This is a genomic window from Micromonospora sp. NBC_01412, assembly GCF_045040215.1.
GTDB classification, from domain to species: Bacteria; Actinomycetota; Actinomycetes; order Mycobacteriales; family Micromonosporaceae; genus Micromonospora; species Micromonospora rubida.
Map to the genome: position 1 here is coordinate 3,839,193 of NZ_CP109528.1, position 21,519 is coordinate 3,860,711.

Sequence of the window (21,519 nt, forward strand, 5' to 3'; positions counted from 1 at the left end):
ATCAGCCGAGGCGGGTCAGCCCGGCGGCGGCGCGCTCGACGATGAGGCAGCGGTCCTCGACATAGTCGATGCCGGCTTCCTCGGCGATCCGCCGAGCCTCCGGCGAGACGATGCCGAGCTGCAGCCAGACCGCAGGCGCGCCGATCGCCACCGCCTCGCGGACCACGTCGACCGCGTCCCGGGCCGGGCGGAACACGTCGACCAGGTCGACCGGGTGCGGAATGTCGGCCAGCGACGCGTACGCCCGCTCGCCGAACAGCTCGTCGACGGTCGGGTTGACCGGGATGATCCGCCAGCCGTGCCGCTGCATCTGCGCCGGCACCCGGTGCGCGGCCTTGCTCGGGTCGCGGGACGCGCCCACGACGGCGATCACGGCGGAATCGGCGAGGATCTGCTGAGCGGTACGCACCCGCCGACTCTAACCGGCCTGCCCGCAGGTGTTGCCAGCGAAGCAGTCGTGACTGGCCGTGCCGTCGGCGATGAGGTCGCCAACCTTCGTGGTGATGGCCCGAATGAACCGGTAGGCCGGTCATCCGGCGAACCCGGGGGTGTGGACGGGTAGCGCCGGGCAGCGCCGGCGGCAGGGGTGGAGCCGCCGGCGCTGCCCGCTCGGAACCGCCCTCGTCCGGGGGAGCGGAGAGGGCATCCCAGCGCATGGCCATCATTCGAACACGTGTGCGAATGAAGCGCAAGTGACCTGCCGGACACCAGGACCCCGGCGGTCGCCCGGCCGGGGGAGGATGTAGCCATGGAGACGTCGACCTTCGTCTACGACGGCGACTGCGCGTTCTGCACGAAGTGCGCCCAGTTCATCGAGCACCGCATCCCCACCGGGGCGCGGGTGCTGCCCTGGCAGTTCGCCGACCTGGACACGCTGGGCCTGACGGAGGCCGAGTGCGAGGAGGCCGTGCAGTGGGTCGGCGCGGACGGCTCCCGGGCCGCCGGCCCGGACGCGATTGCCAGGCTGCTCGGCGACAGCGGCCCGCTCTGGCGGGTGGCCGGGGCCGGCCTGCGGTTCCGGCCGGCCCGCGCGGCGGCCTGGCCGGTGTACCGCTGGGTGGCCCGTAACCGGCACCGGCTGCCGGGCGGCACCGCCGCGTGCTCGTTGCCCCAGGAGGCGCGGGAACGGCTCTACGGCCCGGCGGGCCGGCCCACCACGGACGCCTGACCCGGCGCGGTCGGGGTCGGGGCGGCCTGCGGCTCCTCCGCGTCGCCGGTCCCGCGCGGGCCGGGGCGTCGGCGCCCGCCGAGCCGACGCGCCCAGAGCACCGGGCGCACCCGCTCGAGCGGCAGGAAGCTGGTCATCGCCACCAGGTGCGGCGCGAACGAGATGGTGATCGTCGCCATGGTGACCAGGTGGAACGAGTAGAAGAAGCCGATCGTGGCATGCCGCCAGCGCTCGGGCAGCAGGAAGACCACCGGGCTGAGTAGTTCGAAGGCGAGGATGCCGAACTGCGCCACGAGCAGCAGGTACGGCACCCCGGCGATCAGGTCGGCCAGGTCGGTGCCACGTCGGATGATCGCCCGAGCCAGCACCGAGCCGGTGGCCCAGTCGAGCCCCCCGAACCGGAACTTGGCGAACGCGGCCAGAAAATACGTGCAGATCACCGCGATCTGGGTGACCCGCAGCGCCCAGCCGCCGGCCTCGGTGCGTGTCGGGTCTCCGTGCCGGGCTCGCCCGGCGGTGGGGAGCACGGCGAGCGCGACGAGCAGGCCGAACCGGTCGTGGTCGACCTTGCCGTAGCTCATCGCGATGATCATCCACTGCAGGTAGAGCGCGAAGACCGACCAGCCGAGCAGCCGGTGGGCGCGCCCGGTCGCGGCGAGCACGGCGAGGAGCAGCAGGGCCCAGAAGATCGCGGCGACCAGCGCCGGGGTGGGGGTGGGCAGCGGGAGCGCCCGGCCGACGAGCAGCGGCTGGTACAGCTCGCCGGGCACGCTGGCCCGGGTGCGCACCCAGGGGGTGAAGAACACCAGGTCGGCGGCAACGAAGAGGTATATCAGAGTACGGAAGGCAGCCACCCGGCCGCGCGGCACCGCCTCGGTCAGCCAGCCGGTCACCGGTCCGCCTGCCAACTGACCACCGTCTCGTCGGCCCAGCGGCCGGTAGGCCGGCCGCCCTCGATGCCGTACCAGCGGATCACGATGCGCACCTCGACGAGCCCGGCGGCGTCGGGGTGGCGTTCGGCGTACGCGTCGGCGACCTGGCGCAGCCGGTCCGGCTCGGCGACGTACCGGCTCTGCTGGCCCTCGATCTCGGCGCGGCGGAGGCCGGTGGTGGCCTGGCCCAGGTCGACCACTGCGCCGGTGCGGTCCACGCCCTCGACGCGGGTGTCCGGGGCGGGGGCGTCGGGCGGGTCCGAGGTGGAATACATCCGGAACGGGCCGAACGGGAAGTGGTCGTCGCTGCCCCAGGCCGTGCCGGCGAGCAGCACGGCGAGGCCGAGCGCGCTCGCGCCCAACCGGACCGCCCGGCCACGGCGGGTCAACGTCTCCATCGGTTCAGGACCATACGGGATGGATGGGCTGGCAGGGGTCCCTCCGTCGGCCGGTCGGCACCGGCCGTACCGGTACTTCAGGCCACCGCTGCTTCCGGCAGCCGCGCCGACCGGGCCCCGGCCCTACCCGGGACGCGACGACGGCCGGACCCCGGATCCGGGGCCCGGCCGTCGCGGTTGTCGGCTCAGTGGTTGTGCTCGGCCAGCTTCTTGCGGACGTCGTCCATGTCGAGGCCCTGAACCTGCTCGATGAGGTTCTCCAGGGCCGACTCGGGCAGGGCACCCGCCTGGGAGAAGACGATCACGCCGTCCCGGATCGCCATGATCGTCGGGATGGAGCGGATGTCGAACTTGGCGCCCAGTTCCTGCTGCGCCTCGGTGTCGACCTTGCCGAAGACGATGTCCGGGTGCTTCCCCGCGGAGCGCTCGTAGACCGGGGCGAACCGCTTGCACGGGCCGCACCACTCGGCCCAGAAGTCGATGAGGACGATGCCGTCGCTGCTCGCCACCTCGTCGAAGTTCCCCGTGGTCAGCTCAACGGTTGCCATTTGCACTCTCCGATCACCGCGGAATCAGCTACGCCTCCTGGAACCAGGACGGGTGCCCATGAATTCCCGGCAGGCCGGTGCCAAAACCCCGCCGGACAGTGGGTGGGTGCCCAGGGGCATCGACCTGCATCTGTCGTCCCCGGCTTGCGGCGTGCACATGCATGACGCATTTGCGTGACGAGCCGTGATGGGAGCGCTTCCATGGTCGCGCGGCCGGGCGGCGGAGCCCTGTCGGTGATCTGATGCCTGACAAGCGCCGATCCGACCTGCGGAGATCGCTCCGGAACTGGTCGCTAGTCACGCAGGGTATTGTTACGAAAAGATAAATGTGACGTCGGTCTCTGTTCGTTTGGCACTGCGGTACGGCAGAATCTGTCGCATCAGAGCGTGGGCGGCGGGTGCCGGGGAGGGCCCCGCCGCTCATTGCGTCTCCCCCCAAGTGCCGCCGCCGGTGTGACATTTCCTCGGCCGGCCCGCCTGGGCCCCCGCCTTAACACTCGATAAGGCATGCTGGCCCGAACTCCGTCGCCGCCGTGAAGGGGACATCGATGCAGTTCGGCCGCTACTACGAGGAGTTCGAGGTCGGCGCGGTCTACCGGCACTGGCCGGGCAAGACCGTCACCGAGTACGACGACCACCTCTTCTGCCTGCTCACCATGAACCACCACCCCCTGCACCTGGACGCCCACTACGCCGAGTCGGCGAGCCAGTTCCAGCGCAACGTGGTGGTCGGCAACTACATCTACTCCCTGCTGCTCGGCATGTCCGTCTCCGACGTCAGCGGCAAGGCCATCGCGAACCTCGAGGTCGAGTCGCTGCGGCACGTGGCCCCGACCTTCCACGGCGACACCATCTACGGCGAGACCACCGTGCTGGACAAGCGCGAGTCCGGCTCGAAGCCGGACCGGGGGATCGTCTCCGTGGAGACCCGCGGCTACAAGCAGGACGGCACCATGGTCTGCGTCTTCCGCCGCCGGGTGATGGTCCCCAAGCGGGAGTACGCGGCGGCCGCCGCCGGAGAGGGCGTCGACCCGGAGCGGCCCAGCTTCCCCGAGCCGCGCTGACCCTCCCGTCCGGCACCGGGCCCTCCCCGCCGTCTTCCGCGGGGTTGGGGCCCTTTCCCTGGTCGGAGGCTTATGCTGGCGCCGGAGGTCCCCATGAGCCACTCCGTCGCCGGAGAGTCGCCCTCTGCCGGCCGCCGCGCCGCGCCGCTGACCACCGCCGTCTACTCCGCCGCCGAGTGGGACCTGCTGACCGGGCTGCCCGGCCGGGTGCTCGTGGCCGCCGCCACGCCCGCCCCCGGGCGCCCGTCGCGGGGCGTCGCCGCAGGGCTCGCCGGCATGGACGCCGTGGCGGCGGGCCGTGCCTTCGACAGCGACCTGGTCCGTGCAGTGGTGGCCACCATCTACGCCCGGCACGACGGGGCGCCCGCCCCAGCCGGCCGGCTCACCGACCTCGTCGACCTGCTGGCCGCCTGCCGGGCCGCGGTGCGGGTGCTGCGCCGCCGGGCCGACCCCGCCGACTCGGCCGCGTACCGGCAGTGGGTGCAGTCGGTGGCGGCCCGGGTCTGCCGGGTCACCGCGGGCGGCGCCCCGGCCCCGGCGGACATGCCCGCCGTGCCGGCCGACCGGCGCTTCCTGGACCGGCTCGGCGGGGCGCTCGACCTGGGCTGATCAGGCCGTCCGCCCGCCGGCCCGCGACCGGCCCCGGGGCACCCCACGGCCGGCGGCCGGCGGGCCGGACCGTACCCTCTTCAGACCGTGACCGGTGACCAGCTCGAGGTCGGTGTGGGGCCGTGGCCCGGCGACCGGCCGGACGACCCGCGGTACGATCCGGAGTTGCTCGCCGGGGGCGACCGGCGCAACGTGGTGGACCGGTACCGGTACTGGCGGCGGGAGGCCGTGGTGGCCGACCTCGACCGGCGCCGGCACGACTTCCACGTGGCCGTCGAGAACTGGCAGCACGACTTCAACATCGGCACGGTGGTCCGCAACGCCAACGCCTTCCTCGCCGCCGAGGTGCACATCGTCGGGCGGCGGCGGTGGAACCGGCGGGGCGCCATGGTGACCGACCGGTACCAGCACGTCCGCCACCACGAGACGATCGACGAGTTCGTCACCTGGGCGGTGGGGCGGGACCTGCCGGTGGTCGGCATCGACAACCTGCCCGGCTCCCGGCCGCTGGAGACGACCACCCTGCCGCGCGGCTGCGTGCTGCTCTTCGGCCAGGAGGGCCCGGGGTTGTCCGAGACCGCCCGGGCGGCCTGTGACCAGCTCTTCTCGATCGCCCAGTACGGATCGACCCGATCGATCAACGCCGGGGTGGCCAGCGGCATCGCGATGCACGCGTGGATCCGGGCCCACGCCGGCCCGCCGCCCGGCTGAGCCGAGGTCCACACCACTGCGCCGTCCGGGTCCGGGGCGGGGGCGTCGGTCCGATGGCCCTGCGCCCGTGATCGGGCACGGTCGGTGGAATCCCACCCCGACGCGCCGGGGAAACGGCCGCTCGACTTGACTGCCCCGCCATCCGGGGTGACGGTGGAAACGTGAGTGTCGCGGTGAGTTGTCCGAGGTGTGGTGGATCCGTGCGGGAGCCGGACCTGATGCACACCGAATGGCGGTGCCTGCGCTGCGGGCCGGTGCCGCCGTTGCACGTGCCCGAGCACATCGGCGCGGAGATCATGGCCAGTGTGGTGGGCCGGGTCGCCGCCGCCGCGCCCGGGGCGGAGCCGGCCACGCCGGTCTGGTGCCCCTGGCCACTGCCGCCCGGCTGGACCCTCACCGGCGTGGCGTACGCCGGCGACGAGCGGACCGGGGTGCGGGCCACCGCGATCGCCTGCGCCGGGCCCGAGCCGCTCGGCGGCGGCCCCGCCGATCTGGTCTTCGTGGCCGAGGAGCCGGGCGTGGGCCTGGGCACCCGGCTCGCCGGGATGGCGGGCCCTGATCCGGGCCCGCAACTCGCCGAGGCGTTGAACGAACCCGGTCCCGGGCATCCGGAGCACATCGGACAGGCCAGGATCCGGGTGGCGGGCCATCCGACTCCACTGTGGCTCGTGAATTCCCCGACGGATCGAAGCGCGTACGCCGGCGAGGCTCGGGGAATGTGGCTTCATGCGATAGCCTGGCCGGCGAGTGCGGGGCATCTGCTCGCCGAGGACGTGGAGTTGCGCGACCTCACGGAGTGGACGCCGTCCGAGCTCGTGTACGGCGCACCATCCCCGTACCTGCACGGGAAGGCCTGACAAGTCTCCCGTTCTGTCGGGGAACGGACGCAAAGATTCACTGTACGACACCTTACTGATACTCTGGGTGCCGCTGCGGTAAATGGACCCGGCGCCAGCGCGAGAGGATGGCCCGCCATGGTCAAGAAGGTCCTCACCTGGGCCGGTATCGCATTCTTGATCTTCTTTGTCGCCTACCGGCCGAACTCGGCCGCAGACGTCTTCAAGTCGATCGGTGGCGGCATCATGGACATCGCCCAAGGCTTCGGCGACTTCTTCACCAGCCTCATCGCCTAGCCGCCGATGGGAAGCCCCTCCGGTCCCCCCTTCGATCCCGACGACCCCGACCGGGGGCGCCGGGACCGAGACACGGAGCCGATTCCCCGGGTCCGGCCCGACGATGTACCGGGTTCCCACTCTGGCCCCTCGGACGGCCCCCCGTTCTCCGACGACGTCGGCTACGGCGACGGCCCGTACGCGGGCGAGGGGCGCTCCGGGCGTGCCTGGGTCCGCGACCCCGAGGCCGGCTACCAGGCGCCGCAGATCTCCGAGGATGAGCTGGCCGGCCTGCGGGTCGACGCCTCCGGCATGCCGCTGGGCCCCCGGCGGGTCCTCCCGCTGGAGGACGAGCCCAGCTCGCTCGTCGCCCGCTACCTCTTCCCCACCGAGCGATACCGGGGCGAGTGGAAGCGGCACTGGATCCACCTCACCACGCCGATCCTGGTGGGCATCGCCGCGACCTTCGTCCTCGGCTACCTCTCGGGCTTCCTCGCCGGGCGGGACGTGGGCGCGCTGACCACCATCGCGGTGCTGCTCTGGTTCGCAGTGATGGGCTGGGTCGCCTGGCGGGTCGCCGACTGGTGGTACGACCGCTTCATCCTGACTAACAAGCGCGTGATGGTCGTCAACGGCATCGTCACCCGCAAGGTCGCGATGATGCCTCTGGCCCGGGTCACCGACATGAAGTACGAGCAGAGCCCGACCGGCCGCGCGCTCAACTACGGCACCTTCGTGCTGGAGTCCGCCGGCCAGGACCAGGCGCTCCGCGAGATCAAGAACCTGCCCAACCCCAACGAGCTCTACCTGCGCGTCGTCGAGGAGATGTACGAGCCGCAGGCAGTCGAGGCGCGGTTGGGCAAGGAGGCGGACGAGGCGAAGGCCGACGACGGGGCCTGAGAATTCCGCCCGAACATCGGAGGAACAAGGCACCAATCGCCGTCGACCGACGCGCCCCGGCGTGGCAGCCTGCCAGCAGGGCACGGGGGTGCGGGAGGTGGGCGTGGCCGTTAGGGACCCGCTGGAGGAGGAGTTCCGTGAGTTCGTCGCGGCTCGCTCCGGTGCCCTGCTGCGTACCGCGTACCTGCTCGCCGGGGACTGGGCCACGGCCGAGGACCTGCTCCAGACGGCCCTGACCAAGACGTACCTGGCCTGCCGGCGACTCGGCGGGATCGACGCGATCGAGCCGTACGCCCGCCGGGTCATGGTCAACACCTCGACGAGCTGGTGGCGGCGGCGCTGGCACGGGGAACGGCCGACGGAGGTGCTGCCCGAGCGGGCCGGGACCGACGAGATCGAGCAGCAGCTCGACCGGGACGTGCTCTGGCGGCACCTCAGGGCGCTGCCCAGCCGGCAACGGGCGGTGCTGGTGCTGCGCTTCTACGAGGACATGTCGGAGGCGCAGACCGCCGCGCTGCTGGAGATCTCCCCGGGAACGGTGAAGAGCCAGACGTCCCGGGCGCTGGCCACCCTGCGCCGCAGGCTGGGCGAGCAGGCGGCCCTCGACCTACCCGACCTGCCCGGGTCCGCAGGCCCGAAGGCGACGCGTCGCCCGTCCCGGGCGGCGGCGTCCGACGCCCCGGTTCCGGGCCGGGCCGGCCCGCACCCGGGCGCGTCCCGGACGCCGCCGCGCCGGCCCGCGCCGGCTGGGGAGCCGTCCCGCGTGCCGGCACCCGCCTCGTCCCGCGTGCCGGCCGAGGCCCAGCATGCCGCCGGCGCCCCACGCCGCAGCGGCCACCCGAGGGACTCGGCGCCGCTGGTCGCCCCCACCCCGGTGGTCGCCGACGCCGTCGCGGCCGACGGTCGCCCGGCCGATGCCGTCGGGGCGTCGACCCGGGCCGTCGGCGCGGAGAGGCGGTGAGCGGCGTGCCGATCCCCGCTGACAACCGGACGAGGGGCCCCGGGCGTCCAATGGATGTGCCGAGAGACGAGCTGGAGCGGGCGCTCCGGGAGACCCTGTCCCGGCAGGCCGCCACGCTCCGACCCCTCGCCGTGGACCCGGCCGGCCTGGCCATCCGGCGCGCCAACCGCACCCGTCGCCGCCGCACCCTGACCGGCATCGCCCTCGCCGGGGCGGCCACCGTGCTGGTCAGTGCCGGCGTGGCGCAGTTCGGTGCGCAGGCGGGCCACCCGACCACCCCGACCGTGGTGCTCGGCGACCCGCGTGGGGCCACCGCCACCCCGGCCCCGAGCCTGGTGGCGAGCCCGTCGGCCGGGCCCGCCCGATCGCTCCCCGGTCCGGGCGGCTCCGCCGTGGACCTGATCGTCGGCACGACCCTGCGCACCACCGGGAACGAGAGCATCCCTCTCGGGCTGGGCGCGGTCGACCGGGCCCAACGCGTCCCCGACCAGGGCGGCTGGTTGGTGGTGGGTGGGCCGACTGCGGCGGGCCGGGCCCTGGTCTCCGTGCGGCCGGGTGGCAGCCGCCAGGTGCTCCTCGCGGGCGCGGAGGCCATCGCACTCGCCGCCACCGGCCGGCAGGTCGCCTGGCGGGACGGGGACCGGATCACCCTCGCCGGAATCGTCGGCGACCGGCTGGTCGCGATCACCAGCACGGCGGCCCCCGGGCCGGCCGTCCCGGTCGGCTTCGTCGGCGACGCCGTCCTCGTGCGCCTCGACCCCACCCGGCCCGGGTACGCGGTGTGGCGGCCGGCCGTGGGCGGGCTCTCCGCCGGGCCCGGGGGCGCCGTCCTCGCCGTCCACGGGACACTGCCGGACGGCCGGGCGGTCGGCGTGGTCAGCACCGGTACGTCCGGCCGGCCCTGCCTGGCGCTGCTCGACCCCGCCCGGAACCTCGCCGTGACCCGTACCGCCTGCGGGCCCCTCCTCGACGCCGACGGGTTCGGCGCGGTCTCCGCCGACGGCCGCTGGCTGTTGGCCAACGGCCGCACCGGCGCGTCGAAGGCCGCCGGGGCGCTCCTGGTCGACCTGGACACCCTCGACGGGACGCCGGTGGCCCGCCGCGCCGGTCCGGCGCTGGCCGGCGTGGTGGCCTGGACCCCGGCCCGGACCGCCGGGTACGTCGACGGACGCGGATGGCTCGTGCAGGTGCGCCCCGACCGGGTGCTCGCCGGGGAACAGGCCGACGCCGCCCCCGTGTCGGGCATCGATCCGGGCGGCCGGCCGGTGGTCGTCACCGACGTGGGCCCCTGACCTCCCGCCCCTGACCTCCGGCCCTGGTCGGGGCCGCGCTGGCGGCGGGTAGCGTCGGGCGATGACCCCGCACCCCGGGCCGGCAGCCCGCATCGACCTGCACACCCACTCGACGGCCAGCGACGGCACCCTCACCCCGGCCGAACTGGTCCGGGCCGCGGCCGACGCCGGACTGGACGTGCTGGCGATCACCGACCACGACACCACCGCAGGCTGGGCGCCCGCCGTGGCTGCGCTGCCCCCCGGGCTGACCCTGATCCGTGGTGCGGAGATCTCCTGCCGCTGGTACGGGGCCGAGCCGGCGGTGGCGCTGCACCTGCTCGCGTACCTCTTCGACCCGGACCACCCGGAGTTGGTCGCGGAGCTGGCCCGGATGCGGGCCGGCCGTGAGGTGCGCGGGGAGCGGATCGTCGAACTGCTGCGCGCCGATGGCGTCGAGGTGAGCTGGCCGGAGATCCTGGCCGGGGCGGCCGGCGGGACGGTGGGCCGGCCGCACATCGCCCAGGCGCTGATCCGGGCCGGGCTGGTGACCACCACCATCGAAGCGTTCGGGTCGGCCTGGCTGGGGGAGCGCTACCGGCTGCCCAAGGAGGACCTTGACGTGTTCCAGGCGGTCCGGCTGGTCCGGGCGGCCGGCGGCGTGCCGGTCCTCGCCCACCCGAGGGCCAGCCGGCGGGGGCCGATCGTGCCGGACGGGCTGATCGTCGAGCTGGCGGCGGCCGGTCTCGCCGGGCTGGAGGCCGACCACGAGGACCACTCGCCGGCCGAGCGGGCGCACGTGCGGGCGCTCGCCGCCGAGCTGGGCCTGTTCGTCACCGGCTCGTCCGACTTCCACGGCACCCACAAGACCGTCCGGCTCGGCGCGTTCACCACGGCCGTCGAGGTGTACGAGCGGATCCTGGCCGAGGCCGCCGGGGTGATGCCTGTCGCTTGACCTGATCCCCCTCCACCCGCGCGGCTACCGTGTCCGGGTGGATCCCAAGCTCTTCGGCGAGGTCTTCGTGACCCTGCTGGTCATCGTCGACCCGCCGGGCATGATGCCGATCTTCCTCGCGCTCACCGGGCCGCTGTCCGCCCGGGACCGGCACCGGGCGGCGTGGCAGGCCGTGGCGCTGGCGCTCGGGGTGATCGTGGTCTTCGCCGTGGCCGGGCAGACCCTGCTCGCCTACCTGCACGTGGACCTGCCGGCGCTCCAGGCGGCCGGCGGGCTGCTGCTGGTGCTGGTCGCCCTGGAGCTGCTCACGGGCAAGGCCGACGACCCCACCCAGCAGTCCACCTCGAACATCGCCCTGGTGCCGCTGGGCACCCCGTTGCTTGCCGGGCCGGGCGCGATCGTGGCGACCATGCTCTTCGTCCAGCGGGCCGACGGGGCCACCGACTACAGCGCCATCGCGGCGGCCATCGTCGCGGTGATGCTCACGGTCTGGCTCGTGCTGCGCTTCTCCGGCGGGATCGTCAAGATCCTGCGGCCCGGCGGGATCGAGGTGCTCACCCGGATCGCCGGCCTGCTGCTGGCGGCCATCGCCGTGCAGCTCATCGCCGACGCCGTCGCCGCCTTCGTCACCCAGTACGTGAACATGGCCTGAGCCGACCGACCCGACCCGCCGACCGGGTCGGACGGGCCGTCGTACCGGGGTGGCAGGATCGGTGGGGTGCGACGAGCCTCCTCACCCGGACGATCCACCTCCGGCCGGGCCCCCCGGGCCCGCGCCGGCCAGCCCGAGCAGCTCGGCTTCGACGGCATGCCGGAGCGGCTGTTCGTCTGCACGCCCAGCAAGCTCGGCGCGTACGCGGACTGCCCCCGCCGCTACCGCTACTCGTACGTCGACCGGCCGGCCCCGCCGAAGGGCCCGCCCTGGGCGCACAACTCGCTCGGCGCGAGCGTGCACACCGCCCTGAAGAACTGGTATGCGCTGCCCACCGACCGCCGCCGCCCGGAGGCGCTGGCCGGGCTGCTCAGGGGCACCTGGGTGCGCGACGGTTACCGCGACGACGAGCAGGAGCGGGAGGCGTACCGGCGGGCGCTGGGCTGGCTGGAGTCCTACGTCGACACCCTGGATCCGGAGGCCGACCCGGTCGGCGTCGAGCGGGTGGTGGCGGTCAAGACGGCGGTGCTGGCGTTCAACGGCCGCACCGACCGGATCGACTCCCGACCCGGCCCCGACGGCCCGGAGCTGGTGATCGTGGACTACAAGACCGGCCGCGCCGGAACGGACGCCGACGACGCGCGCGGCTCCCAGGCGCTGGCCCTCTACGCGTACGCCGCCGAGCGGGTGTTCCGCCGGCCGTGCCACCGGGTGGAGCTGCACCACCTGCCCACGGGCACCGTCGCGGCGCACGAACACACCGCCGAGTCGCTGGCCCGGCAGCTCACCCGCGCCGAGGAGACCGCGCGGGACATCATGGCCGCCGAGCGGGCCGTCGCCGACGGGGCCGACCCCGACGAGGCGTTCCCCACCACACCCGGGCCGCGCTGCGGCTGGTGCGACTACCGCCGTACCTGCCCCACCGGCTCGCAGACGCCGGGCAAGGAGCCCTGGGCGGCGATGGAACGCACCGCCTGACCGGCCCGCAGTCGAGGCGGGCCAGGACCGGCGGGGGTCAGGCGGCGACGCCGGCCGCCCGCGCCTTTGCGGCCTGCTGCAACGGGCCCTCCCTCCAGCGGCGCGGCAGGGCCGCCAGGGCGAGCCGCAGGGCGCGCACGCTGAGGTCGGCCGACAACTCGGTGGTCGGCAGCCCCAGCCCGCCGTACATCCGGCGGGCCCAGGGCGGTAGCAGCGCGAACGCGGTGCCGGCGACGCCGAGGTACGCGAACCGGGCCGGCCCGAGGTTCAGCCCGACCCGGGCCGGGAGGCTGAGCTTCCACGGGATCGGCGGCGCGGTGAGGAAGACGGCCGTCTCCGCCGCCTCCCGGGTGATCCGCAGGTCCGGCCGGACCAGCCGGTAGTACTCCGCCACCTCCGCCGCGGTGCCGGGCACGTCCGCCGGGTCCAGCCCGACCAGGGCCGCCACCCGGCGCTGCTCGCCGTAGTAGCCGTCCACCTCGGCGTCGGTCAGCGGCAGCCCGGCGCGGCGGGCGGTGCTGAGGAACGACTCCACCTCGGCCACGTGCACCCAGCGCAGCAACTCCGGGTCGTCGACGCGGAACTCCTCCCCGGTGGCCGGGTCGGTGGCGCGCAGCCGGGCGTGCAGCCGGCGTACCCGCGCCCCGGCGGCCTCGGCCTCGGCGGTGGTGCCGTAGATGGTGGTCGCCACGTACGTGGCGGTGCGGACCAGCCGCCCCCACGAGTCGGCGCGGTAGTCGCTGTTCTGCGCCACCCCGGCCATGGCCCGGGGATGCAACGCCTGGAGGTAGAGCGAACGCAGGCCGGCGACGATCAGGATCGGCTCCTCGTGCACTTTCCACGTGACCGATCCCGGACCGAACAGGCCGAGGTCATCGGAGTCCACCAGACCAAGGGTGCCACGCCCCGAGCCCGGCCGGCGGGGGTGATGTCAGTCGTCGGCGCGGCGGCGGGACTGGCAGGCCGGGCAGAGCCCCCAGAAGGTGACCTCCGCCTCGTCCACCTCGAAGCCGTGGGCGATGGTCGGGTCGAGGCAGGGTGCCTCGCCGACCGCGCAGTCGATGTCGGCGATCTCGCCGCAGCCCCGGCACACCACGTGGTGGTGGTTGTCGCCGACCCGTGCCTCGTACCGCGCGGGGCTGCCGGCCGGCTCGATCCGGCGGGAGAGACCGGCCCGGGACAGCGCACCGAGAACGTCGTAGACGGCCTGGGTGGAGACGGAGTCGAGGCGTTCCCGGACCCGGCGGGTGATCTCGTCGACCTCCAGGTGGCCGCCGGTGGCGAGGACGCCCAGCACGGCGAGGCGCGGCCGGGTGACCCGTAGGCCCCTCGACCGGAGCAGCTCCTCACCACCGGACATGAGGTCAATGACAGCACGGCCCCCACCAGGCGACAAGCGAGCTCCTCGACCGGGTGGCCCGGGCCACAGCCCGCCGTCGCCCGGACCACCGGCTGAACCGGGCAATCGCCGCGCGCGTGTATCCGATCGTCAGCACTGCCGTGGGGTCGGATCGTCGTACGCTGGCTGCCGCGGACCGCGTCCACTGCCGGAGGTGTCGGTGTTCAGGGAGATCAACGGCCTGCCAGTCCATGTTCTGGTGATTCACGCCGCCGTGGTGTTCGTTCCACTGCTGGCCGTGCTGGCCGCCGCTTACGGGCTGCTGCCGAGGTGGCGCCCCCGGCTCGGCTGGGCGGTGGCCGCCCTCGCGGTGGTCACCCCGATCGTCACCTGGGTGGCGACGGAGTCGGGCGAGGCGCTGGAGGAGGCGCTGCGGGAGAAGGGCTACCCGCCGCAGATCCTCGACCAGGTCCACGAGCACGCGGAGTACGGCGGGACGCTGCTCTGGTTCACCGTCGGCCTCGCCGTGGCGGCCCTCCTGCTGTTGCTGGTGACCCGCAACGACGACCGGGTCTCCCGGCTGCCCTCCTGGGCGCCCCTGCTGCTGACCGTGGTGGTGGTCGTGCTCGGGGTGGCCTCGCTGGTCTACGTCTACCTGACCGGCGACACCGGAGCCGAGGCGGTCTGGGGCGGCACCCTCTGACCGCCCCGGCGGCTGGCCGGCCCGGTCAGAAGATCGCCCGGGAGCAGAGCAGGCAGACCAGGGCGACCAGCACCACCGCGGCGACCCCGCCGACGCTCCAGGTGACCCACTGGGCGCGCTGTTCCTCCGCGTCCAACCCGGCCGTGTCCTGCGGCGGCAGGCGGCGGGGCGGCGCCGCCCGCAGGTGCACGGGGGGCCGCCAGCCGGGCGGCGGGGGCGTGGTGGGCGGCGGCCCGCCGTACCCGGCCGCCGGGCCGGGCCTGTCGGCGCCGGCCGGCCGCACCTGGCCGGCGGCTGCGCCGCCGCTGCCGGGGGCGCCCGACGGACGGCGCCAGTAGTCGTCGTCGGGGCGGTCACCGCTGGGCGTCGTCACGCCGTCCGACGCTACCAACCCTGGCGCCGCGTGGCCGACCGGACGCGGGCCGGAGCCGGTACTGTTGCCGCTCGTGAGCATCGACCCGGGGACGCAGGCGCGCGGCGACGACGATCGTGCCGTCGACCTCAGCGACGACTTCGTGGTGCTGCCCGAGCAGACGGCCGACGACACCGACCGGGGTTGGGGCGAGCGGTCCGGCGGCAACGACGACTGGCTGCTCGCCGAGCGCCCGCCGCACTGGGACTGAGCCCCGGTTCCGCTTGGCAGCGCCGTGTCGTTCCGTTCGGCGTCAGCCGCGGACCACGATGGCGAATCGGCTGCCCTCCGGCAGCCCCACGGCGCGCTGCGCCTGCTCGGGGCGCAGCGCCAGGTAGAGCGCCGAGGAGCCGTCCGCCGCGCCGGCCCCGACCACGTCGAGCACCAGCGCGCGGGACGCCAGCAGGTCGGCCTCGGCGGCCCGGCCGTCGGCCGGCACGGCGAGCAGGTCGACCCGGGCGCCGGGGCGGACCACGGCGAGCGCGGCGGGTTCGGCCAGCCGGACCGGGACGCCGACCGCCCCGTCGGGCAGCGGCAGCGCGGACGGCGGGCCGCCGGTGGACGGCGACGGGCCCGGGCCGGGGGAGCCGGAGCCGCCCGGCGGCTGCGGGCACCCGGCCGGGGTCTGGAGGACCGCCGCGGCGAGCCCGAGGAGGGCGGCGACGAGGGCGGCGCGCAGCAGCGCGGACCGTCCCGGAAGCCGGGGCCGGCGCACCGGCCGCAGTGATCCCGTGCCCGCCCCGGTGATCGCCATCCGGTCCTCCCGATCCTCCCGGGCGCCGCGGTGGCACCGGGGCACCCCGCCTCGCCCGGCACCGAGGTGGCGCCGGGAGCAGCAGGCTAGGCCGGGAAGGGCCGGCCCCGCCCGGGTCGGGGCGGGGCCTGTGGACAACCGGACCGCCTGTGGACAACCCCCACGGGGCGCGGCGATCTGCTAGGAAACCGGGTCAGGAGGAGCTGGAACCGCTGGCCGCCGGGGCCTTCGACGTGCCGCCCGAGGACGACGACCCGGACGACCCGGACGACCCGGACGCGCCGGACGCGCCGGACGAGGTCGACGAGCCCGAGGACCCGCTGGTCGAGCCGCCGGACGTGCTCGACGACGACCCGGAGTCGCCGGACGACGACTCGGACTTGGCCGGCTTTTCGGTGCCGCCCTTGGCCGGGTCGGCCCCGGCGCGGGAGTCGGTGCGGTAGAAGCCCGAGCCCTTGAAGACGATGCCGACCGAGTTGAAGACCTTGCGCAGCCGCCCCGCGCACGCCGGGCACTCGTTCAGCGGCTCGTCAGAGAAGGACTGCACCGCCTCGAGCTGGTGACCGCACGCGGTGCAGGCGTACTGGTAGGTGGGCACGTTCTCCTCCGGAGGCTCTGGCACGGCCGGTTGGCACTCGACTCATTCGAGTGCCAATGGTGCGTCATCGGACCCGGGTTCGTCCAGCGGAAGTGTCAGGACCGCCCTCGGGGCCGCCTGTCAGCGTACGCAGCCCCGCCCCGGGGTCGACCACCGCGCGGACCGGGCGGTCGTGCGGCTCGACCGGGAGGTGTTCGCGCAGCTCACCATCGTGCAGCAGGGCCACCGTCAGGGCCTTGTCGCCGACCCGGGCCAGCGCCCGGTCGTACGAGCCGCCACCGCGACCCAGCCGCCGCCCGCGCGGGTCCACCGCCAGGGCCGGCACCACCACGAGCTGGGCGGCGGCGACCGCCGACCGGCCGAGCCGGGGGCCGGCCGGCTCCCGCAGCCCTCGCCCGGCCGCGACCAGGCAGCCGGGGCCGGTGTACGCCGCCCAGTCCAGGTCGAGGTCGTCGCACAGCACCGGCAGCAGCAGGTCGGCCCCGGGCGGCAGCGCCGCGCGCAACGCCTCCGGCAGCTCCGGGCCGCCCGGCTCGGAGCCGACCGGGACGTACGCGGTCATCAGGGTCGGGCGCAGCCGGCGGACCAGCTCGACCAGCGTGGCCCGGACACGCGCCGCCGCCTCGGCCCGGGCCGACGCGGGCAGCGCGCGGCGGCGGGCGAGCAGCTCAACCCGGGCAATCCGCTTCGCCTCATGGGCCACTTCCGCGTCATCAGAAAAATCAGGCACGCAACACTCCTGACGCAACGTCTCTCACCCGGTCGCACTGTGTCAACATCGCTAGCATCGGGCGCGGAACTTCCGGGGGGAAGCGTTGACGCTACGCGGGCGGTTGACGGCAGCCTTCCTCGCGGTGGTACTCGGCCCGGTCCTGCTCGGCGCGCTCTTCGTCGGCTCGACCATGGCGGCCGTCGACCGCAGCCGCTCGGCGGAACGGCTCGGGCTGGCCGCGGCGAGCGTGCGTACCTCGGTCGATGCCCTCTGCCAGCAGTTGCGCGCGGCGGCCGACGCGGTCGCCCTCGTCGCCGACCAGGCCGGGCGGCCCGACGCGGCCGGTCAGGTGGTGAGCCGGGGCCTGGCCGCCGCCGTGCTGGTCAGCGACGTGGCCGGCGGAGTCCTCTACACCACCCCCGGCGCCCCGGCCGGGCCCTGGCGGGACTGCTCCGCCGACGACCCAGCCGGAGGGCCGGTCCGCGCGCTCACCGCGCGGGTCGGGCTGCGCGACCGGGCCGGCGCCGACCTGGGCGCGGTCGCCGCGGCCCAGCCGGTCGACCCGGGCTTCGTGGCCCGGCTGGCGGCGGTGACCGGTGTCGCGGTCACCCTCCTCGACGCCGCCGGCGGCGTCGCGCACACCACCGAGGCCCCGGGGGTACGCGACGCGGTCCTCACCGCCGCGCGGAAGGTCACCGGGGACCGGGTCACCGAGACCCTGGACGGCCGGTACGTCCGCCGGGTGGGCCCGTCGCCGGGGCAGCCGCTGCCGCTGGTGCTCTCCGTGCCCAGCGAGCAGCCCCCCGGCCTGTACGCGGCGCTGGTCGGCGCGGTGGTGCTGGCCGGGCTGCTGGCGGTGGCGGTGGCGTGGCGGCTGGCCCGGGTCACCACCCGGCCGCTGGTGGAGCTGGCCGGCGCGGTGGACCGGGTGGCCCGCGGCGACCTGGGCGCCCGGGTGCCGGTGCGCAGCCGCGACGAGATCGGCCGGCTCGCCGCCGCGTTCAACCGGATGACCCGGGAGACCGACTCCTACGTGCAGGCGCTCACCAGCAGCCGGGACCAGTTACGGGGGCATCTCGCGGTGCTCGGCGACACCCTGGCCAGCACCCACGACCTGCAACGCATCCTGCGGGTGATCCTGCACAGCGCGATCGCCGCGACCGGGGCCCGGGCCGGGGCGGTGCTGCTGGTCGACGGCGGGGTGCTGGTGGGGCGGTGCGCCGAAGGGCTGGACGGGCGCTGGCCCGCCGCCGGGCCGCCGCCGGACGCCACCGACCCGGCGCCGTCCGCCGACGCCGACGCCGCCGACGCCGACGCCGCCGACGCCGCCGCCGCCGACGCCGCCGCCGACGCCGCCGCCGACGCCGCCGTCGCCGTCGACTCGGCGCGGCCCGCCGGTGCCGACCCGGCGGCGCTGCGGGTGCCGGTGGGGCGCGGGGTGGTCGGCGCGGTGGCGGCCACCGGTGAGCCGTGCCGGGGCCGCGTCGATCCGGCGGCCGAACCGACCGGGGAGCCGCGCTGCGAGACGTACGTCGCGGTGCCCTTCGCCACCCCCGGCGGCCTCGCCGACCGGGCCGGCGCGGAGCCTGCGGCGGCGCTCGGTGTGCTGGTCCTCTACGACCGGCTCGGCGGGGACGAGTTCGACGACGACGATCTCGTCACCCTGCGCACCTTCGCCGGGCACGCGGCCGTGGCGGTGGACAACGTCCGGGTGCACGAGGAGGCCCAGCGGCTGTCGCTGACCGACCCGCTGACCGGGCTGTGGAACTACCGCTACCTGCGCGAGTCGATCCGCCGGGAGGTGGAGCGGGCCAGCCGGTTCGGCCGGATGCTCAGCGTCCTCGCGCTGGACCTGGACCGCTTCAAGATGGTCAACGACACCTGGGGGCACGCCGCCGGGGACGCGGTGCTCGCCGAGTTCGCCCGCCGGCTCCGGGGCGAGATCCGCGAGGTGGACCTGGCCTTCCGCCAGGGCGGGGAGGAGTTCGTGCTGCTGCTGCCGGAGACCGACGCGCGGGGCGCGACCATCGTGGCCGAGCGGCTCGGTGCGGCCGTCCGGGACGCCCCCGTCGCGTTGGACGGGTCCGGCGGGGTGACCATCGGGGTGACCGTCTCCGTCGGCATCGCCGTGTACCCGGACCACGCCACCACCGGCCAGCAGGTCCTCGACGCCGCCGACGCCGCCCTGTACGCGGCCAAGGCGGCCGGCCGGGACACCTGGCGGCTGGCCGAGGCGCGACCCTGGCCCCCGGTGGAGGAGATCGCCGTGCCGGCCGCCGCGGTCAGCCCCTCCGACGGACTGCCCCGGGCGGGTGGGGCGATCGACGGGCGGGACTCCCCGGCCCGCGTCACGGCGGCGGTCGGCCCGGTCGACCTCGACGCCGGGCGGCCCGAGGTGCCGGTGGCGCGGTCCGGGCCGGGCGGCGCGTCTTCCGGTCCTCACCCGTCGCGACACGCCCATGGCCGATAGTCTCGCGACATGTCGGAGCACTCAGTGAACCTCTCACCGGCCGCCGCAACCGGTCGTTCCCGCGCCGTCAAGGCCGTCATTCCCGCTGCAGGCCTGGCCACGCGGTTCCTGCCGGCGACCAAGGCGGTGCCCAAGGAGCTGCTGCCGGTCGTCGACCGGCCGGTGCTCCAGTACATCGTCGAGGAGGCCACCCAGGCCGGCATCGGTGACGTGCTGCTGATCACCGGGCGCGGCAAGACATCGATGGTGGACCACTTCGACCGGCGGCCGGACCTGGAGGCCCGGCTGGAGGCCAAGGGCGACACCGAGCGGCTCGCCGCCGTGCGCGGGCCCAGCGAGCTGGCCGAGATCTACACCTGCCGCCAGCCCGAGCAGCTCGGCCTCGGCCACGCCGTCGGGTACGCCGAGTCGCACGTCGGGGACCAGCCCTTCGCGGTGCTGCTCGGCGACGAGTTCGTCAAGCCGTCCGAGCCGCTGCTGCCGGCGATGCTGGAGCTTCAGGCCCGCACCGGTGGCGTCGTGCTGGCCTTCTTCGAGGTCGACCCGTCCGAGACGAAGCGGTACGGCATCGCCTCCGTCGAGCCGGCCGAGCCGGAGCTGGCGGACGTCGGCGAGGTCGTGAAGGTCACCGGCATGGTCGAGAAGCCGAAGCCGGAGGACGCCCCGAGCAACCTCGCCGTTCTCGGCCGGTACGTGCTGCCGGGGCGGATCTTCGACGCGATCCGGCGGACGAAGCCGGGCAGCGGCGGGGAGATCCAGCTCACCGACGCGATGGAGCTGCTGCGCACCGAGGGCGTGCCGGTGCACGCGATCGTCTACCGGGGCACCCGCTACGACACCGGCATGCCGCTGGGGTACCTGCAGACCGTGGTGCAGATCGCCTCCGAGCGGGAGGACCTCGGCGCCGAGTTCCGCAAGTGGCTCGGTGAGTTCGTCGCCGCCGGCGCGTCGGGCGGTCCTAATACATGACAGCGACGGCCGACGCCGAGGCGGCCGCGAACGAGTTGACGCCGCTCGCCGACTACCTGGGCAGCGTGCTGCGCAGGTTACGCGCGCTGCCTCCGCTCGACCTCGACCTCACCCAGGCGTACGGCAACGTCCTCGCCGAGGACGTCGTCGCGCCGCACTCCTTCCCGGCCTTCGACCAGGCGGCCGTGGACGGGTACGCGGCCCGCTGGGAGGACCTCTCCGGTGCGGGCCGCGCCACCGGGTACCACCCCGGCCCGCCCGGGTCCCGCACCGTGCGGCTGAACGTGGTCGGGGACCTCGGCGCGGCGAGCTGGCGCCCGGTCCGGCTCACCCCGGGCTCCTGCTTCTCCGTCGCGGCCGGGGCGCCGCTGCCGGTCACCGCCGACGTGGTGGTGCCGGTGGAGTGGACCGACCAGGGCATGGCCGCCGTGGAGATCTTCCGCACCCCCAAGCGGGGGTACGGGGTGCGCCGCGCCGGTGAGGAACTGCCCGCCGGGACGCTGCTCGCCCGCGCCGGCACGTACGTCTCCCCGGCCCTGGTCGCGGTGTTCGCCGCCACCGGCATCGGGCACGTGGTGGTCCGGCCCTGCCCCCGGGTGGTGGTCGTGGCCACCGGCGACGAGCTGGTCGACGTGGGCCGGGGCAGCCAGCCCGGCCAGGTGGTGGACGCCAACTCGCACGCGCTGACCGCCGCCGCGGCCGAGGTCGGCGCGCTGGCGTACCGGGTGGGCATCTGCGACGACGACCCGGAGGGGCTGCGCGGGCTGCTGGAGGACCAGACCCTGCGCGCCGACCTGATCATCACCACCGGTGGTACCGGCACCGGGCCGGGTGACATGGTGCGCCGGATCCTGTCCCGCCGGGAGGGCGGCCGGGCCGGGCCGGTCACCTTCACCGAGGTTGCCCTCTATCCCGGCACCGCCCTCGGGTTCGGTACGGTCGGCGCTGAGGAGGTGCCGGTGGTCTGTCTTCCCGGTGAGCCCGGCGCGGCGCTGATCGGCTTCGAGGTGCTGGCCCGTCCCGCCATCAACCTGCTGGCCGGGGCCGAGCCGGTGTTCCGGCCGAGCGTCCGCGCGCACCTGCTGGAGACCATCACCTCGCCCGGTGGCCTGCGCGAGTTCCGGCCCGCGCACGTCGCCGAGCGGCGCGGCGGCGGCTACACCGTCCAGCCGCTGTCGGGCGGGCCGTTCACCCTGTCCGGGCTGGCCGAGGCGAACGGGCTGATGGTGCTCGGCGAGCGGGTCACCGCCGCCGCCGCCGGCTCCACCGTGGACGTCCTCCTGCTGGACCGGCGCCGGTGAGC

The 21,519-nt window shown here is 75.0% G+C and carries 27 protein-coding genes; 17 read left to right on the forward strand and 10 right to left on the reverse strand.

Translation table 11 applies throughout. The annotated features are described in order from the left end of the window. Window position 1: 1 nt before the first annotated feature. Window positions 2–409, reverse strand: a complete 408-nt coding sequence (locus tag OG617_RS17685) for a CoA-binding protein (RefSeq protein ID WP_405103161.1) — start codon at window positions 407–409, stop codon at window positions 2–4. A gap of 339 nt (window positions 410–748) precedes the next feature. Between OG617_RS17685 and OG617_RS17690 the strand changes: the two genes are divergently transcribed. Beyond that, the gene (locus OG617_RS17690) at window positions 749–1,168 is read left to right on the forward strand and encodes a thiol-disulfide oxidoreductase DCC family protein (RefSeq protein ID WP_405103163.1); all 420 of its coding nucleotides are present in this window, start codon (window positions 749–751) and stop codon (window positions 1,166–1,168) included. Here OG617_RS17690 and OG617_RS17695 read toward each other — a convergent pair. The 3 genes from OG617_RS17695 to trxA all read right to left on the reverse strand — a co-directional run bounded on the left by OG617_RS17695 (window position 1,132) and on the right by trxA (window position 3,046). Beyond that, entirely contained in the window at window positions 1,132–2,076 is a 945-nt protein-coding gene (locus OG617_RS17695) for an MFS transporter permease (protein WP_405103165.1), read from the reverse strand. The two genes, OG617_RS17690 and OG617_RS17695, sit on opposite strands and share 37 nt — an antisense overlap. After that, window positions 2,058–2,498 (reverse strand): hypothetical protein, encoded by a 441-nt coding sequence (locus OG617_RS17700; protein WP_405103167.1) that lies wholly within the window; start codon window positions 2,496–2,498, stop codon window positions 2,058–2,060. Before OG617_RS17700 ends, OG617_RS17695 begins: the two co-directional genes overlap by 19 nt. 185 nt (window positions 2,499–2,683) lie before the next feature. After that, window positions 2,684–3,046 carry a thioredoxin gene (trxA, locus tag OG617_RS17705; RefSeq protein ID WP_396683726.1) on the reverse strand — a complete coding sequence of 121 codons (363 nt, stop codon included), beginning with the start codon at window positions 3,044–3,046 and terminating at the stop codon, window positions 2,684–2,686. 548 nt (window positions 3,047–3,594) lie between these two features. Between trxA and OG617_RS17710 the strand changes: the two genes are divergently transcribed. The 11 genes from OG617_RS17710 to OG617_RS17760 all read left to right on the forward strand — a co-directional run bounded on the left by OG617_RS17710 (window position 3,595) and on the right by OG617_RS17760 (window position 12,259). Further along, entirely contained in the window at window positions 3,595–4,110 is a 516-nt protein-coding gene (locus tag OG617_RS17710; protein WP_405103169.1) for a MaoC family dehydratase, read from the forward strand. Between the two features lie 93 nt (window positions 4,111–4,203). Then, window positions 4,204–4,719: a hypothetical protein gene (locus tag OG617_RS17715; RefSeq protein ID WP_405103171.1), complete on the forward strand. Its 516-nt coding sequence runs from the start codon at window positions 4,204–4,206 to the stop codon at window positions 4,717–4,719. A gap of 87 nt (window positions 4,720–4,806) precedes the next feature. Then, window positions 4,807–5,430: a TrmH family RNA methyltransferase gene (locus OG617_RS17720; RefSeq protein WP_405103173.1), complete on the forward strand. Its 624-nt coding sequence runs from the start codon at window positions 4,807–4,809 to the stop codon at window positions 5,428–5,430. Window positions 5,431–5,603: 173 nt separating this feature from the next. Next, window positions 5,604–6,287, forward strand: a complete 684-nt coding sequence (locus OG617_RS17725) for a DUF6758 family protein (protein ID WP_405103769.1) — start codon at window positions 5,604–5,606, stop codon at window positions 6,285–6,287. 117 nt (window positions 6,288–6,404) lie between these two features. Continuing rightward, on the forward strand, window positions 6,405–6,563 hold the full coding sequence (locus OG617_RS17730) for a hypothetical protein (RefSeq protein ID WP_165878125.1): 159 nt from the start codon (window positions 6,405–6,407) through the stop codon (window positions 6,561–6,563). Between the two features lie 6 nt (window positions 6,564–6,569). After that, window positions 6,570–7,442: a PH domain-containing protein gene (locus tag OG617_RS17735; protein WP_405103176.1), complete on the forward strand. Its 873-nt coding sequence runs from the start codon at window positions 6,570–6,572 to the stop codon at window positions 7,440–7,442. A gap of 103 nt (window positions 7,443–7,545) precedes the next feature. Then, on the forward strand, window positions 7,546–8,403 hold the full coding sequence (locus OG617_RS17740) for a SigE family RNA polymerase sigma factor (RefSeq protein ID WP_405103178.1): 858 nt from the start codon (window positions 7,546–7,548) through the stop codon (window positions 8,401–8,403). A 50-nt stretch (window positions 8,404–8,453) separates the two neighbouring features. Beyond that, window positions 8,454–9,695 (forward strand): hypothetical protein, encoded by a 1,242-nt coding sequence (locus tag OG617_RS17745; RefSeq protein WP_405103180.1) that lies wholly within the window; start codon window positions 8,454–8,456, stop codon window positions 9,693–9,695. A gap of 61 nt (window positions 9,696–9,756) precedes the next feature. Then, window positions 9,757–10,629: a PHP domain-containing protein gene (locus OG617_RS17750; protein WP_405103182.1), complete on the forward strand. Its 873-nt coding sequence runs from the start codon at window positions 9,757–9,759 to the stop codon at window positions 10,627–10,629. Window positions 10,630–10,666: 37 nt separating this feature from the next. After that, window positions 10,667–11,281, forward strand: coding sequence for a MarC family protein (locus OG617_RS17755; protein ID WP_405103184.1), 615 nt, complete (start codon window positions 10,667–10,669; stop codon window positions 11,279–11,281). A gap of 66 nt (window positions 11,282–11,347) precedes the next feature. Beyond that, the gene (locus tag OG617_RS17760) at window positions 11,348–12,259 is read left to right on the forward strand and encodes a RecB family exonuclease (protein ID WP_396683706.1); all 912 of its coding nucleotides are present in this window, start codon (window positions 11,348–11,350) and stop codon (window positions 12,257–12,259) included. A 37-nt stretch (window positions 12,260–12,296) separates the two neighbouring features. Here OG617_RS17760 and OG617_RS17765 read toward each other — a convergent pair whose 3' ends face one another. Together OG617_RS17765 and OG617_RS17770 are read right to left on the reverse strand one after the other, a co-directional pair. Beyond that, complete coding sequence (locus OG617_RS17765; protein ID WP_405103186.1) at window positions 12,297–13,145, reverse strand: oxygenase MpaB family protein; 849 nt, start codon at window positions 13,143–13,145, stop codon at window positions 12,297–12,299. A gap of 45 nt (window positions 13,146–13,190) precedes the next feature. Next, on the reverse strand, window positions 13,191–13,619 hold the full coding sequence (locus OG617_RS17770) for a Fur family transcriptional regulator (RefSeq protein WP_396683703.1): 429 nt from the start codon (window positions 13,617–13,619) through the stop codon (window positions 13,191–13,193). A 199-nt stretch (window positions 13,620–13,818) separates the two neighbouring features. On the opposite strand from OG617_RS17770, the gene OG617_RS17775 reads away from it, so the two are divergent. Then, a complete protein-coding gene (locus OG617_RS17775; protein WP_405103771.1) occupies window positions 13,819–14,301 on the forward strand; it encodes a DUF2231 domain-containing protein in 483 nt (160 codons plus the stop codon). A gap of 25 nt (window positions 14,302–14,326) precedes the next feature. Here the strand turns inward: OG617_RS17775 and OG617_RS17780 are convergent, their stop codons facing one another. Further along, window positions 14,327–14,674, reverse strand: a complete 348-nt coding sequence (locus OG617_RS17780; protein WP_405103189.1) for a hypothetical protein — start codon at window positions 14,672–14,674, stop codon at window positions 14,327–14,329. Between the two features lie 64 nt (window positions 14,675–14,738). Here OG617_RS17780 and OG617_RS17785 point away from each other — a divergent pair, with 64 nt between their 5' ends. Further along, window positions 14,739–14,924, forward strand: coding sequence for a hypothetical protein (locus tag OG617_RS17785; RefSeq protein ID WP_405103191.1), 186 nt, complete (start codon window positions 14,739–14,741; stop codon window positions 14,922–14,924). A 42-nt stretch (window positions 14,925–14,966) separates the two neighbouring features. On the opposite strand, the gene OG617_RS17790 is transcribed toward OG617_RS17785, so the two are convergent. From OG617_RS17790 to OG617_RS17800, 3 genes are all read right to left on the reverse strand, one after another. Continuing rightward, window positions 14,967–15,467 carry a flagellar biosynthesis protein FlgA gene (locus OG617_RS17790; protein ID WP_405103193.1) on the reverse strand — a complete coding sequence of 167 codons (501 nt, stop codon included), beginning with the start codon at window positions 15,465–15,467 and terminating at the stop codon, window positions 14,967–14,969. A 193-nt stretch (window positions 15,468–15,660) separates the two neighbouring features. Next, the gene (locus OG617_RS17795; RefSeq protein ID WP_405103195.1) at window positions 15,661–16,089 is read right to left on the reverse strand and encodes an FmdB family zinc ribbon protein; all 429 of its coding nucleotides are present in this window, start codon (window positions 16,087–16,089) and stop codon (window positions 15,661–15,663) included. 40 nt (window positions 16,090–16,129) lie between these two features. After that, window positions 16,130–16,795: a 5-formyltetrahydrofolate cyclo-ligase gene (locus OG617_RS17800; protein ID WP_405103197.1), complete on the reverse strand. Its 666-nt coding sequence runs from the start codon at window positions 16,793–16,795 to the stop codon at window positions 16,130–16,132. Between the two features lie 85 nt (window positions 16,796–16,880). On the opposite strand from OG617_RS17800, the gene OG617_RS17805 reads away from it, so the two are divergent. The 3 genes from OG617_RS17805 to glp are packed head-to-tail and all read left to right on the forward strand — an operon-like array spanning window position 16,881 to window position 21,517. Next, complete coding sequence (locus OG617_RS17805; protein WP_405103199.1) at window positions 16,881–19,247, forward strand: diguanylate cyclase; 2,367 nt, start codon at window positions 16,881–16,883, stop codon at window positions 19,245–19,247. A 9-nt stretch (window positions 19,248–19,256) separates the two neighbouring features. Then, the gene (locus OG617_RS17810; RefSeq protein WP_405103201.1) at window positions 19,257–20,216 is read left to right on the forward strand and encodes a UTP--glucose-1-phosphate uridylyltransferase; all 960 of its coding nucleotides are present in this window, start codon (window positions 19,257–19,259) and stop codon (window positions 20,214–20,216) included. After that, window positions 20,213–21,517 carry a gephyrin-like molybdotransferase Glp gene (glp, locus tag OG617_RS17815; protein ID WP_396683686.1) on the forward strand — a complete coding sequence of 435 codons (1,305 nt, stop codon included), beginning with the start codon at window positions 20,213–20,215 and terminating at the stop codon, window positions 21,515–21,517. Before OG617_RS17810 ends, glp begins: the two co-directional genes overlap by 4 nt. Window positions 21,518–21,519 lie beyond the last annotated feature (2 nt).

Bases quoted from the DNA above. Each gene is read 5' to 3' on its own strand.
- OG617_RS17690 (WP_405103163.1), top strand. From the start codon at position 749: ATGGAGACGTCGACCTTCGTCTACGACGGCGACTGCGCGTTCTGCACG.
- OG617_RS17700 (WP_405103167.1), bottom strand. From the start codon at position 2,498: ATGGAGACGTTGACCCGCCGTGGCCGGGCGGTCCGGTTGGGCGCGAGC.
- trxA (WP_396683726.1), bottom strand. From the start codon at position 3,046: ATGGCAACCGTTGAGCTGACCACGGGGAACTTCGACGAGGTGGCGAGC.
- OG617_RS17710 (WP_405103169.1), top strand. From the start codon at position 3,595: ATGCAGTTCGGCCGCTACTACGAGGAGTTCGAGGTCGGCGCGGTCTAC.
- OG617_RS17715 (WP_405103171.1), top strand. From the start codon at position 4,204: ATGAGCCACTCCGTCGCCGGAGAGTCGCCCTCTGCCGGCCGCCGCGCC.
- OG617_RS17730 (WP_165878125.1), top strand. From the start codon at position 6,405: ATGGTCAAGAAGGTCCTCACCTGGGCCGGTATCGCATTCTTGATCTTC.
- OG617_RS17735 (WP_405103176.1), top strand. From the start codon at position 6,570: ATGGGAAGCCCCTCCGGTCCCCCCTTCGATCCCGACGACCCCGACCGG.
- OG617_RS17745 (WP_405103180.1), top strand. From the start codon at position 8,454: ATGGATGTGCCGAGAGACGAGCTGGAGCGGGCGCTCCGGGAGACCCTG.
- OG617_RS17750 (WP_405103182.1), top strand. From the start codon at position 9,757: ATGACCCCGCACCCCGGGCCGGCAGCCCGCATCGACCTGCACACCCAC.
- OG617_RS17770 (WP_396683703.1), bottom strand. From the start codon at position 13,619: ATGTCCGGTGGTGAGGAGCTGCTCCGGTCGAGGGGCCTACGGGTCACC.
- OG617_RS17790 (WP_405103193.1), bottom strand. From the start codon at position 15,467: ATGGCGATCACCGGGGCGGGCACGGGATCACTGCGGCCGGTGCGCCGG.
- OG617_RS17810 (WP_405103201.1), top strand. From the start codon at position 19,257: ATGTCGGAGCACTCAGTGAACCTCTCACCGGCCGCCGCAACCGGTCGT.
- glp (WP_396683686.1), top strand. From the start codon at position 20,213: ATGACAGCGACGGCCGACGCCGAGGCGGCCGCGAACGAGTTGACGCCG.